Genomic DNA, 12829 nt, shown 5'->3' with positions numbered 1-12829 from the left:
CCCGGGTCAGCGGGCGGTGTCGTCGTCGGGGAGGAAGGTCATCGCCACGCCGCCGATCATTTCGCCGATCAGCAACGAGGTGCGGCCTTCCGCGTCGGTGCGTCCGGTGACGGTGCGGCCGTCTTCGAACGTCGCCTGGTAGCGTTGGTTCGGGACCGGCTTGCCGGTCTGCTCGTGGCGGAGCACCACGTATTCGTCCGTGTGCAGGTGCGACGTCGGCATCCGGACGCCCTCCGGCGTCGCGCCGCTCGGCCCGAGGTGGTCGAAGCCGGCGGCCTTGAACACCTGGCGGCCGCTCGTCTGCTGGGTCACCGTGCCGCCCGCCCAGTCGGTCTGGGCGCCCGGCGCGATGATTTTCACGTCCGGCGCCTCCAGCTCGATGCGCTCGGCGGCGACGAGGCTGATGCGTCCCGCCGATTTGATCTGGATATTGCCCAGGTGCGTGTGGATGACGATGTCGCCGCGGCCCGCGACGAGCCGCACGCCCAGCTCGTGGGCGAACAGGCTCAGACGGCGGGCCGCGCGCACGAAGATGTTCTTGCCGGCCGCGATCTCGGCGTCGCCCGCGCTGACGACGTCCACCTTGGCGCTCGCGCCCAGTGCAAGGCTGTCGTTGCTGGCGATGATGATGCCGTTCGGGGCCGTCGCCGCCAGGATGGGTTCGCCGCCGCCGGCCGCGCCTTCCGCCACGTTGCTGCCCGCGTGCCAGCGTTTCAGCTTGTCGACGAGGGCCGCGAGGCGCTTGCCGGTCGGTTCGTCGTCCGTGTGGACGGCGGCCAGCTTGCCCACTTCGTCGAGGATGCCCTGCATGACGTCGGCGAGGCCGGCCAGGCCTGCGCGGTCGAGCTGGCCGCCCTCCGCGTGCGGGCTCGCCTCGGCGCTGATCAGGACGCCCTGGGCGCCGCGCACCGCGACGGCGAGGTCGCTGCGCAACTCCGCGCCCTCGCCGCGCGGCGTGCCGCTGCCGTCGGCGCGGGGGCGCGTCATCCAGCCGAGGTTCAGTTCCGACGTGCCGTGGTCGCTGGCCAGTTGCGCGCTGATCTCGCCGCGCGTGTCGTCGAAGCGCAGCTGGTTGCCGCGCGCGCCCTGGACCTCGTGCGTGCGCGTGCCGGACACGTAGCGGTTGCCCGGCAATGCGCCCGTCTGGCTGAACGCGGGCGGCGCCGTGCGCTGGTTGTACAGCTGCGCGAGGATGATCGGGCGGTCCGGGTCGCCCCCGAGGAACGCCACCAGCACCTCGCTGCCCACGCGCGGCAGCGACAGCGCGCCGGCCTGCTGCTGGCTGCCGTTGCCGTTGCCGGCCCAGTTCGAGGCCACGCGGACCCAGGCCGAATCGGCCGGCGAACCGGACGCGCCGGCGCCGTGCGCGTGGCGATGATCGACCGAACGCATGCCCGGGAAGCGGATCTTCACGCGGCCCAGCGCATCGCAATGGACGTCCTCGCCGGCCGGGCCCACGACGATGGCGCTCTGCAGCTGCGGGTGCGGCAGGTCCGTTCGCGGGTCGTACGCCGGCACGATGGGAATCCCGCGCCGCACGGCGGTGAAGCTGACGCGCACGCGCGCCTGGCCGTCGCCCGCGCGCGGGGGCGGCAAGGCGCTCAGCGCGGGGTCGGCGGCCAGGCGCGCCGCGTGGCGGTCGAGGTCGCGCGGCAGGTTGTTGTCGGCCACGACGTGCAGCTCCGTGATCACGAAGTCGCGCTCGGATGCCGGGTGGGTGTCGATTTCGGGATGACCTTCGAGCGCGAAGTACTGGCCGGCGCAGAAATCGCGCACGCTGCCCTCGCCCTGGAAGCATTTCGATTCGAATTCGTGGCGGCTCATGCGCACGTGGCCCAGGCGCCAATGGTCTTCGACATCGTTGCCGGCATGCGGCATTTCGATCAGGTAGTCGTCCAGCGAGGCGGCCAGCGTGTTGCCGCTGGGGCCCTGGTCGACGTTGCTGCGCGCGGTGGCCGTCATGAATTGAAAGGCGTCGGGATTCTTGTAGTCCCAGCTGTGGCGCGTGGCGACGCCCGGCTGCAGGCGGCGCGCGGCGCGCCAGGAAGAGACGGTGTCGCGGCCGTCGGCCATGCTGTCGCGGTGGTAGCGCACGGTGCCGGCCGCGTTGCGCGGCAGGCTGTTCGGGTCGTTGAACAGCACCAGCGTGTGCGCGGGCGTGCGGTCGTGCGCGGGGTCGACGGGGCTGCCGCGGCTGCGGCCCGGCCGGAACAACCACGCGATGCCGCGCCGCTTGAGCAGGCGGCGCACGAAGGCGGCGTCGGATTCGTTGTACTGCATCGTCTGTTCGCGCGGCGGGAACTGGCGCATGTCGAACAGCGGGTCGAGCTCCAGCTCGAACGCATTGGCCAGCACCGTGTTCGATTGGCGCCATTCGTCGCACAGCACCTGCACGATCTCGAGCTCGTTCTGGTAGCGGAACACGCGGCTGTTAGTGCGCTTTTCCATCACGGCGAACACGTCGCGCAGCACCAGTTCGTAGCCGGCCAGGCCGCCGTCGGCGTCGCCGGCCCGTGCCTCCGTGACGATGCCGCAGACGCTGCGGAGCTGGCCGCGGTCGGTGACGAACTGGAGTTCGGCCGGCAGCGCGATGAGATCCTTGAGCGCGATGTGCGGGCTGCTGGCGAGGCAGCCGATGCGGTAGTCGATGCCGCCGCAGACCGCTTCGCTCCCGGCCACCCGCTGGGGCAGCAGCACGTCCTCGGCGAGCTGGCCGCCGTGGGCCAGGCGCAGGCGCAACGGCCGGTGCGCGGTGCTCAGGACCTTTTCGTGCTGCAGAACCCGCAGGAACTCGCTCGCGCTTTCCACTGTCTCTCCCGTGAACACGCCGCAGGTGCGGCACGAGAATCGATTCTTCCATGCTTCAACCGGCGCGGGATTGGTTTGGGTCAGAGTGCACCGGGGCGAACTTGGGCGCGTGTGGATGGTCGCACGCGCCGCGCCGCTGGGTGTCGCGCGATGCGCTGGTGCGAACAGGCGGGAACCGGGACGACGCGCACACGGTCGCGCGGCGCGGCGATCGGCGCCGGGTACGACCCATGTGCATCATGCGCGCCGCATGCGCGGGCGGTGCTCAGGCCCGCAGTGCGGCCAGGCGCGGCAGCGCGGCCAGCGCGTTGGCGTGGGTGGCCGCGCGCACGGCCTCCGCGTCGACGGCGCGCAGTCCGGCCAGCACGGCGCCGATCGCGGGCAATTGTTCAGGGCTGTTGCGGCCCGGCTGGATCCAGGCCGGCGCGATGTCCGGCGCGTCCGTCTCGAGCACGATGGCATCGAGCGGCAGGTCGGCCGCGAGCCGGCGGATCTGCAGCGCGCGCGTAAAGGTCATGGCGCCGCCGAAGCCGAGGTGGAAGCCCGCGTCGATGAAGGCCCGCGCCTGCTGGAAGCTGCCGTTGAAGGCGTGCGCGATGCCGCCCGGGGGCCGGATCTGGCGCACGTGCTTGAGCACCTGGTCCTGCGAGCGCCGCACGTGGGTCAGGACGGGCAGACCGAAGTCGCGCGCGATGCGCAGCTGCTCGCGCAGGAAGCGTTCCTGCTTCGCCCGAAGTTCGGGTTCGCACAGCATCGGGATGAAGAAGTCCAGGCCGATCTCGCCGATGGCCACGAAACGCGGATCGGCCAGCGATGCCTCGGCCTGGCGGCGCAGCTCGAGCAGGTCGTCGTCCGTCGCCCGCGGCACGTAGATCGGGTGAATGCCCAGCGCATAGCTGGCGTTCGGGACGGCGGCCGCCAGCGCGCGCACGACGTCGAAATTGCCCCGCTCGACGGCCGGGATCACGATCATCCCGACGCCCGCCGCCGCCGCGCGCCCCGCGATGCCGGCGGATTCCGCGCCGAATTCGTGGGCGTCGAGGTGGCAGTGGGTGTCGATCCACATGGGATGTCGGCTCAAGCCGGCTGCAGGCCGTGTTCCGTCATGCGCAGCATGCGATCGCAGCGGCCGGCCAGTTCCGGATCGTGCGTGACGATCACGAAGGCGGTGCCGAGGTTCTTCGACAGTTCCAGCATCAGGTCGAAGATGCCCTGCGCCGTCGCGTGGTCGAGGTTGCCGGTCGGTTCGTCGGCCAGCACGCAGGCCGGTTCCGTGACGAGGGCCCGGGCCAGCGCCACGCGCTGGCGCTCGCCGCCGGACAGTTCGCCCGGCCGGTGGATGCCCCGCTTCGTCAGGCCCACGCGGGCGAGGATGGCTTGCGCGCGCGCGAGGGCTTCGTCGCGCTTCACGCGCCGGATCAGCAAGGGCATCGCGACGTTGTCGAGCGCCGTGAATTCGGGCAGCAGGTGGTGGAACTGGTAGACGAAGCCGAGCGAGCGGTTGCGCAGTTCGCCCCGGCGCGTCTCGGACAGGGTGGCGAAATCCTCGCCCTGCAGGGTGACGATGCCCGTGCTGGGCGTATCGAGGCCGCCCAGGATGTGCAGCAGGGTCGACTTGCCGGAGCCGGACGCGCCGACGATGGCGACGCGTTCGCCGCGGCCGATGGCGAAGTCGATGTTGTCCAATACCTGCACGGCATAATCGCCCTGGCGGAAGGTCTTGCCGACGCCGCGGCAGGCCAGGACGGACGTGTTGAGGTTCATATTACTCATGTTACTCATAACGCAGGGCCTCCGCCGGTTTCACACGCGACGCCGACCAGCTCGGGTAGATGGTCGCGACGAAGGCCAGCAGCACCGAGACGCCGCCGATCTTGAAGACGTCCGGCCAGCGCAGGTCGGACGGCATTTCGCTGATCAGGTAGATGTCCTTGGACAGGAACTGCACGCCCAGCAGGTGTTCGATGAACGGCACGATGACGTCGATGTTCAGCGCCACCAGCACGCCCAGCCCCACGCCGGCGGCCGTCCCCATGATGCCGACGAGCGCGCCCTGGATCATGAAGATCTTCGTGATCGAGCGCGGCGACGCGCCCAGCGTGCGCAGGATGGCGATGTCGGGCTGCTTCTCCGTCACCGTCATGACGAGGGTCGAGACGAGGTTGAACGCGGCCACCGCGATGATGAGCGTCAGGATGATGAACATCATGCGCTTCTCGGTCTGCACGGCGGCGAACCAGTTGGCGTTCTGCTGCGACCAGTCGCGCACGATCAGGTCGCCCGACATGCCGCGCTTGAGTTCCTGGGCCACGAACGGGGCGTCGTGCATGTCGGCGATGCGCAGGCGCAGGCCGTTCGGCGCGTCCAGGCGTTCCATGCGCTCGGCATCCTCGATGTCGATGAACGCGAGCGACGAGTCGAACTCGTAGTGGCCCGCCTCGAAGATGCCCGTCACGGTGAACACGCGGGAGCGCGGCACCATGCCGGCCGGCGTCGTCTCGCCCTGGGCCAGCATCATGTTGACCTTGTCGCCGATGCCCACGCCCAGCGAACGCGCCAGCGCGTAGCCGAGCACGATGTTGAACTCGCCCGGTTTCAGGGTGTCGATACTGCCCTGGCGCATCTGCTTGGCGACGTCCGAGACCTTGGGCTCTTCCGACGGCAGGATGCCGCGGATGACGGCCGGCTTCATCGCATCCTCGCGCACGAGCAGGCCCTGGGTCTCGACGAACGGCGCGGCGCCGCGCACGGCCGGGTTGCGGAAGGCTTCCTGCTCGGCCTGGCGCCAGTTCGGCATGGCGCCGCTCGCGTCGAACACTTCGATGTGGGCGAGCACGGACAGCATGCGGTCCGTCACCTGCTTCTGGAACCCGTTCATCACCGACAGCACGACGATCAGCGCGGCCACCCCGAGGGCGATGCCGGACACGGAGATCAGTGAAATGAAGGAGATGAAGCTGTTGCGGCTGCTGCGCTTGCCGGCGCGCGTGTAGCGCAGGCCGACCAGCCATTCGTACGGCAGTTTGTGAATGAGGCTCATGGGCTCCGGGGTAAATGCTCGGGTCCCGCAGTTTGCCACACAACGCTCATCCATGTGGGGCATTGTCACAATTGGAAGTACTTTTTCTGTCGCGCACACACCGGAAAATGTCCGGAACTCCGGACGCAAAGGGCTATCGAATGCAGACAGGAGGTCGACCATGGCATTCTCCGTCTTCGATTCCAAGGGCACGCCGCTCGACCGGCAGCGCACCACGTGGCGCGACATGGTGCGCAAGCCGATCAGCAAGCTGGACGACGATGCCTTCACGCGCATGCGCGTCATCCTCATGCACGGCATCGAGCTGGAGGCGCTGCGCTTTTCGCACATGGCGGCGCGCTGCAACCTGGCGCTGCGCCAGCCGCTGGCCGACGTGCGCCGCGTGGAACAGCACCAGGCCACGCTGGTGGGCGGCCTGCTCTCGTCCGACCACTCGCCGCTCGAGACGACGATCGCCCACGAACAGCTGGCCATCGAGCTGACGGCCAGCGTGGCCAAGGCCGAGCCCGACAGCTACCTGTCCCAGGTCTACCGTTTCGGCCTGCTGGAAGACTTCGACCACCTGTACCGCTACGCCGCGTTGCTCGACCGCGTGGAGGGCAAGGATGCCAACAATATCCTGCAGAGCTATACGGACATCCTCCCCGGCCGTCCCACGCTCGAACACCACCGGGCGCCGCGCGACGACCTGCGCATCCCGTACGACCGCAGCATGGCCGCGATGCTCAGCAAGCTGCACGCGCTGACCGTCACGGCGGTCGAGGCGCGGGCCCACGACTATTACATGAACGTGGGGCCGACGTTCGCCGACCCGGTGGCGCGCCAGCTGTACGCGGAGATCGCCTCGGTGGAGGAGCAGCACGTCACGCAGTACGAATCGCTGCTGGACCCCACCGAGACGTGGGTCGAGCAATGGATGCTGCACGAGGCGAACGAGTGCTACACCTATTACAGTTGCGTGGAGACGGAGACGAACCACCATGTCAAGGCCGTCTGGGAACGGTGCCTCGACTACGAGCTGGGCCATTTCCACCTGGCCGCCGAGGCCTTCCGGCGCTACGAACGGCGCGATCCGGCCGAGATCGTGGACGCGTTCCCCCGTCCCATCGAGTTGCGCAGCCAGCGCGACTACGTGCGCAAGGTGCTCGCCAGCGAGGTCGATCTGCGCGCGCTCGGCACCCAGATCGTGCCGAAGGCGCACGAGGACCAGGCCAGCATCGATTATCGCCGCCAGCTGAACGCCGACGGCGCGCCCAGCGAGGTCGTGGCGGCGGGCTACGTCTGGACGCCGGGCACGGAGCTCGTCAGCCATGGCGCGGCGGGCACGACGGCCCTGCAGGCGTCCATGCCCGCCAACCAGGGCGGCGTCGTAATGCCCTGAAGGTCAACGGGAGGTGACATGGCACAGCAAACCGAACACATGGGCATGAACCGGACCGGGATCCAGATGTCACCGATCGACACGGCCGCGATGCAGGGCGGCGAGAACGTCCCCATCCGCGGCGCACCCGGCGACGAGCGCGCGCTCGCGGATGCGCGCGAAGCGTACATCGCGGGCGCGGACGCCATCGGCTCGCTGCCGCTGCCCGGCACGGTGGCGGGCGCCGTCAGCATGGGCATGCACATGCTCAAGGGCGACCGGCCGCAGATCCTGCTCGACAAATTGGGCGAACGCCTCGCCTTCGAACGGACGGGCACCCGGCTGTACGACGCGCTGCTGGCGAAATGCGACGTCGTGCCGCACGGCCCGGCGGGCATGACGCGCGAGCACGTGGCCGGCATCCGCCGCGACGAGGCGCGCCACTTCCTGCTGCTCAAGGACGCGATCGAATCGCTGGGCGGCGACCCGACGGCGCAGACGCCCAGCGCGGACGTCACCGGCGTCGAATCGCAGGGCTTCGTGCAGGTGCTGGTCGATCCGCGCACGAGCCTGGCGCAGTCGCTGCACGCCCTCCTCACGGTCGAGCTGGTCGACCGCGCCGGCTGGGAAACCCTGATCGCCCTGGCGGGCGAGGCGGGCCAGGACGACCTCGTGGCCGGTTTCACCCTGGCGCTGGAGGACGAGCACCGCCACCTGGCGCTCGTGCAGGGCTGGTATCACGAGGCGATCGGCCTCACGCCCGCCACGGGCATGCTGCCGCCGGGCGGGTCGGCCGGCCTGCCGCCCGACGCGTCGACGGCGCCCACCTCCACGCCCGACGTCACGACGCCCCTCCCGGGCACGGACGGCATGCTGGGCGCCGATATCTGAACCGTCCAATTTCGCCTACAATACCGGGATGGCCCACATTTCGCTCGTCCTGCCGTTCGCCCTCCCCGCTCCAGAATTCGCGCCCGACCTGACCCGCGCCCTGCAGGCGCCGGCCCTGGCCACCCTGTTGTCAAAAACATCAACCGACCAATACCGCCCGCTGGACGCCGAGGCGCGCGTGCTGCCGCACGAACTGTGGGTCGCGCGGGCGCTGGGCCTGGCGCGCGGCCTCGTCCCGGGCGTGGCGGCCAGCGCCATGCGCGGCCTGGGCCTGGATCCGGAAGGCGGCATGTGGTTCGTCGTGAATCCGACGCACATCCAGATCGCGCGCACGCACCTGCAGATGGGCGACACGCGCGCGCTCGACCTGCGCGAGCCCGAAGCGCGCGCCCTGTTCGACAGCGCCCGGCCCTGCTTCGAGGACGCCGGCCATGCGCTGGTGTGGGGCGGCCCCGACACCTGGTTCATGCGCGCCGACGACTGGACCGAGATCGCGACGGCGAGCCCGGACGCGGCCGTGAACATGAACCTGACGGACTGGATGCCGTCCGGCCCGCAGGCACGCGCCTTCCGCAAGCTGCAGAACGACGTGCAGGTGACGTGGTTCACGGACCCGGCCAATGCCGCGCGCGAGGCCCGCGGCCAGCTGCCGATCAATTCCTTCTGGCCGTGGGGGAATGCCAGCATCGCGACCGAGCACGCCCAGCAACTGGTCGCGAAGGCGGCCGGCAAGGCGGCCGCGCGCCCGCGCGTGGCCGCGTTCGAGGCGCCGGGCTGGCTGACGGCGCTGGCCGAGCGTCGCCTGGCCGACCTCGCTGAACTCGACGCCCTGCTCGACGACGGCGGCGACTGGCTGCTCGCCTGCGGCAACGTGGCGGCGCCCGGCATCGCGTCCGACTGGAGCGGTTGGCTGCAGCAGATGCAGCGTCTGGAAACCGGACTGTTCGCGCCGCTGCTCGCGGCGCTGGGACGCGGGCGCATCAAGACGGTGCGCCTCGTGCTGAGCCACCGCGACGGCCACCTCGAAACGACAACGACCCCGATGGCGCAGCGTAAATTCTGGCGCCGTCCGACCCTGGAACGACTGCTTTGAAGACCCGCATCTCCATCCGGCCCTGCCCCGTACGACTGTCCGAAATGCTGCGCCAGGGCGGGATCCACCCCGTGCTGGCGCGCGTGTACGCGGCGCGCGGCCTGGCCGATCCGCGCGAACTCGCGAGCGACCTCGCGGCCCTGGTGCCGCCCGGCGCGCTGCGCCAGATCGACGCCGCGGCCACCTATCTCGCAGACGCCATCGCGGCCGGCAAGAAGATGACGATCGTCGCCGACTACGACTGCGACGGCGCCACCGCCTGCGCCACCGCCCTGCGCGGCCTGTGGGCGATGGGCGCGAAGGTCGACTACATCGTGCCGAACCGCTTCGAGTACGGCTATGGATTGACGCCGGAGATCGTCGAACTGACGGCGCGGCAGACCGCCCCGGACATCATCATCACGGTCGACAACGGCATCGCCAGCATCGACGGCGTGGCGGCCGCGAAGGCGCGCGGGATCGACGTCGTCGTCACCGACCACCACCTGCCGGGCGAGGCGCTGCCGGACGCGCGCGTGATCGTGAACCCGAACCAGCCGGAATGCGGCTTCCCCAGCAAGCACCTGGCCGGCGTGGGCGTCGTGTTCTACGTGCTGCTGGCGCTGCGGGCGGAACTGCGCCGGCGCGGCGTGTTCGACGCGCAGACGCAGCCGAAGCTCGACAACCTGCTCGACCTCGTCGCGCTGGGCACCGTCGCGGACGTCGTCAAGCTCGACACCAACAACCGCATCCTCGTCGCCCAGGGGCTGAAGCGGATGCGCGCGGGCCGCATGCACGCGGGCGTGGCGGCGCTGTTCCGCGTGGCGGGGCGCGAGGCGCGCTGCGCGTCGCCGTTCGACCTCGGCTTCGCGCTGGGCCCGCGCCTGAACGCCGCCGGCCGCCTGGACGACATGTCGCTCGGGATCGAGTGCCTGATCACGGACGACGAGGGCCGCGCGTGGGCCATCGCCCAGCAGCTCAACGACATCAACCTCAAGCGGCGCGAAATCGAGGCCGACATGCAGGGCACGGCGCTGCTGCACCTGGACGATTTCGATCCGGCCCACGCCAGCACCATCGCCGTGTTCGACGACGGCTGGCACCAGGGCGTGATCGGCATCGTCGCGTCGCGCCTCAAGGAAAAATTCTATCGCCCGACCATCACGTTTGCACCCGCCGGCGAAGGCTGGATCAAGGGCTCCGGGCGCTCGATCCCGGGCTTTCACCTGCGCGACGCGCTGGACCTCGTGTCGAAGAAGGTGCCCGGCCTGATCGACAAATTCGGCGGCCACGCGATGGCGGCCGGCCTGTCGATCCGCGCCGACCATTTCGCCGCGTTCGCCGACGCCTTCGAGGCCGTCGGGCGCGCCTGGCTGACGGAAGCGCAGCTGGAACGCATCGTCGAGACGGACGGGCCACTGGAAGACGATTTCTACAGCACCCAATTCATCGAACTGCTGGACGGCCAGGTGTGGGGCCAGGGCTTCGCGCCGCCCGTGTTCTGCGACGAATTCCGCGTCGTGAGCCAGCGCATCCTGAAAGACAAGCACCTCAAGCTACTGCTGGAACGCAACGGCCGCCGCTACGACGCCATCTGGTTCGGTCACACGGACGTGCTGGGCGAAAAGGCACGCGTCGCGTTCCGGCTGGACGCCAACGAATACAACGGCGTCACGAAAGTCCAGCTGCTGGTGGAGCACGCCGAGCCGGCATAAAAACCCCTCCCCAAAAATTCGGGGTCAGAGCATTTATTCGGGGTCAGAGCACTTTTTCGAACAATGTTTTCGAGTGAAGCTTGGCGACCGTTTCAGAGGCATGCGGCTTGGGTCGCCCACGCATGCGACGCTGGCGGACCGGAAGCGTTGCTCTTCATACATTGATTATAAATGTGCTCTGACCCCGAATTTCGCCACAAATGTGCTCTGACCCCGAATTTCAGGGGGTGCAGTTGCACGGCGGTGCTTCGCCCCGGTCGAAGACGATCTTCCAGCGGCCCGGGGCTTCCAGGCGCCAGATCGAGTTGAAGCGTCCGATCACCTTGCCGCCCGCATCATAGACGCGTCCGCCGCTGTAGGCCAGCGTGCCGGATTCGACCACTTCCACCTGCTCGGGAGCCCAGGAGAACGGCGCGCGGTCGCCCACGTAATATTTGCGCCACGCGTTGGCGATCATCTCGCGCCCGCGCAGCACCGTGGGACCGGACAAGAAGATGGCTTCGTCGGCCAGGAAGGCAGTGAACGCCGCATGGTCGCGCGCCTGCATCGTGGCCGCGAAGGCGCGTTCCGCGGCGGCCACCTCCTTCTTCAACTCGTCGTGCGACGGCCGCGCCGCGCTCGCCATGGCCAGCATCAGCAGGCTGATGCACATGATCCCAATCGACAACAGACGCATCGCGCCCCCTTTTCGTCGTTTGCAAGGATAATGGTTTGATAAGCTTTGCATTCTGGCATGACATGCCGGTTCGCACAAGACGCTTGCGCTATATCCGGAAACGGAGTATATATAATCCAAAACCGGAGGAATCCTCATGAGCTTCGCCTACGCCTACCCCAAGAGCCGGTTCGAACCGGCGGTCCTCGTGGACCTGTCCGCCCGTTCCGAGCGCGAACGGTTGTCGGAATCGGCCCTGAAAGGGTTTTTCCGCCTGGCCGCTGCCTGGCAAGTCCGCGACGACGATGCGCGCGAACTGCTCGGCGGCCTGTCGTCCTCGTCGTTCTACGAATGGAAGAAGCATCCCGCGCGGGTCCTCGAGGTCGACCGCATCACCCGCATTTCCTACCTGCTCGGCATCTACAAGGCCCTGCACATCCTGTACGGCGACCAGCTCGCCGACGAATGGATCCACCTCCCGAACACGAATCCGATCTTCAACGGCCGCACGCCGCTGGCCTATATGCTGGGCGGCGGGCTGCTCGCGATGCAGACCGTGCGCCGCCTCCTGGACGCCCGCCGCGGAGGGCTGTGAGTGAAACTCATCCCCCGCCTGACGGCACTGCGGCAATTCGACACCTGCCGCCTGATCCCGTCGCGCTTCGCCGACCTCGAAGACTCCGTGCTGGCGCCGCTGGCCGACGGCGAAGGCATGCTGCGCGATCTGTTCGACCTCGACAATGCCACCAACGACCGCCTGCGCGGCGAATCCGGCCTGCTGCCCGGCATCGGCGTGGATGAGCTCGTGTTCGGCGTGCCGAATTTCCGCATCATCAACTCCGCCTATACATATGCGCGGCCGGAAGGCAGCCGCTTCAACGATGGCGAACGGGGCGCGTGGTATTGCGCGTTCGACGTCGAGACGGCGCTGGCGGAAGTGGGATTCCACAAGGCCGTCGAATACCAGGAGATCGGCCGCTTCGACGACAGCGTGAACTACCAGGCGCTGCTGGCCGACTTCAGCGCCCCCTTCCACGACCTGCGCGGGTCCGACGCCTGGCTGGATTGCCTCGCGCCGGACAGCTATTGCGCCTCGCAGGCGCTCGCGGCCGACCTGCTGGAGGCGGGCTCGATGGGCGTCATCTACCCCAGCGTGCGCCACCCCGAAGGCACGAATCTCGCCTGCTTCCGCCCAGCCCTGGTCGGCAATGCCCGCAAAGGACATGCATATCGGTTAACATGGGCGGGTTCGCCGCGTCCCGCCGTCGAAGCCCTGTGAATCACGAAG

At 68.9% G+C, this 12829-nt stretch carries 11 protein-coding genes; 6 read left to right on the top strand and 5 right to left on the bottom strand.

What is annotated here, in order from left to right; genetic code table 11:
- Window positions 1–6 precede the first annotated feature (6 nt).
- The 4 genes from ISF28_RS01105 to ISF28_RS01090 form a co-directional block, all read right to left on the bottom strand.
- Entirely contained in the window at window positions 7–2808 is a 2802-nt protein-coding gene (locus ISF28_RS01105; RefSeq protein WP_198115300.1) for a type VI secretion system Vgr family protein, read from the bottom strand.
- A 265-nt stretch (window positions 2809–3073) separates the two neighbouring features.
- Window positions 3074–3874 (bottom strand): TatD family hydrolase, encoded by an 801-nt coding sequence (locus ISF28_RS01100; protein WP_198115299.1) that lies wholly within the window; start codon window positions 3872–3874, stop codon window positions 3074–3076.
- 11 nt (window positions 3875–3885) lie between these two features.
- Window positions 3886–4581 (bottom strand): lipoprotein-releasing ABC transporter ATP-binding protein LolD, encoded by a 696-nt coding sequence (gene lolD / locus ISF28_RS01095; protein WP_198115298.1) that lies wholly within the window; start codon window positions 4579–4581, stop codon window positions 3886–3888.
- Between the two features lies 1 nt (window position 4582).
- Window positions 4583–5848 (bottom strand): lipoprotein-releasing ABC transporter permease subunit, encoded by a 1266-nt coding sequence (locus tag ISF28_RS01090; protein WP_198115297.1) that lies wholly within the window; start codon window positions 5846–5848, stop codon window positions 4583–4585.
- Between the two features lie 160 nt (window positions 5849–6008).
- Here ISF28_RS01090 and ISF28_RS01085 point away from each other — a divergent pair, with 160 nt between their 5' ends.
- Genes ISF28_RS01085 through recJ form a run of 4 tightly spaced genes read left to right on the top strand, consistent with a single transcriptional unit; the run spans window position 6009 to window position 10886 of the window.
- A complete protein-coding gene (locus ISF28_RS01085; RefSeq protein WP_229518792.1) occupies window positions 6009–7229 on the top strand; it encodes a hypothetical protein in 1221 nt (406 codons plus the stop codon).
- An 18-nt stretch (window positions 7230–7247) separates the two neighbouring features.
- A complete protein-coding gene (locus ISF28_RS01080; RefSeq protein ID WP_198115296.1) occupies window positions 7248–8099 on the top strand; it encodes a ferritin-like domain-containing protein in 852 nt (283 codons plus the stop codon).
- 28 nt (window positions 8100–8127) lie between these two features.
- Window positions 8128–9192 (top strand): hypothetical protein, encoded by a 1065-nt coding sequence (locus ISF28_RS01075; RefSeq protein WP_198115295.1) that lies wholly within the window; start codon window positions 8128–8130, stop codon window positions 9190–9192.
- 44 nt (window positions 9193–9236) lie between these two features.
- The gene (gene recJ / locus ISF28_RS01070; protein WP_198115647.1) at window positions 9237–10886 is read left to right on the top strand and encodes a single-stranded-DNA-specific exonuclease RecJ; all 1650 of its coding nucleotides are present in this window, start codon (window positions 9237–9239) and stop codon (window positions 10884–10886) included.
- A 220-nt stretch (window positions 10887–11106) separates the two neighbouring features.
- Here recJ and ISF28_RS01065 read toward each other — a convergent pair whose 3' ends face one another.
- Complete coding sequence (locus tag ISF28_RS01065; protein WP_229518791.1) at window positions 11107–11538, bottom strand: YybH family protein; 432 nt, start codon at window positions 11536–11538, stop codon at window positions 11107–11109.
- Between the two features lie 160 nt (window positions 11539–11698).
- Between ISF28_RS01065 and ISF28_RS01060 the strand changes: the two genes are divergently transcribed.
- Both ISF28_RS01060 and ISF28_RS01055 read left to right on the top strand, forming a co-directional pair.
- Entirely contained in the window at window positions 11699–12136 is a 438-nt protein-coding gene (locus ISF28_RS01060; protein WP_198115293.1) for an MbcA/ParS/Xre antitoxin family protein, read from the top strand.
- Window positions 12137–12820 (top strand): RES family NAD+ phosphorylase, encoded by a 684-nt coding sequence (locus ISF28_RS01055; protein WP_198115292.1) that lies wholly within the window; start codon window positions 12137–12139, stop codon window positions 12818–12820.
- Window positions 12821–12829: the final 9 nt, after the last annotated feature.

Origin of the sequence: Massilia rhizosphaerae (genome assembly GCF_016093545.1) — a bacterium.
GTDB lineage: Bacteria > Pseudomonadota > Gammaproteobacteria > Burkholderiales > Burkholderiaceae_D > Telluria > Telluria rhizosphaerae.
The sequence above is the reverse complement of the archived record's forward strand: the minus strand, read 5'-3'. Positions and strand labels throughout refer to the sequence as shown.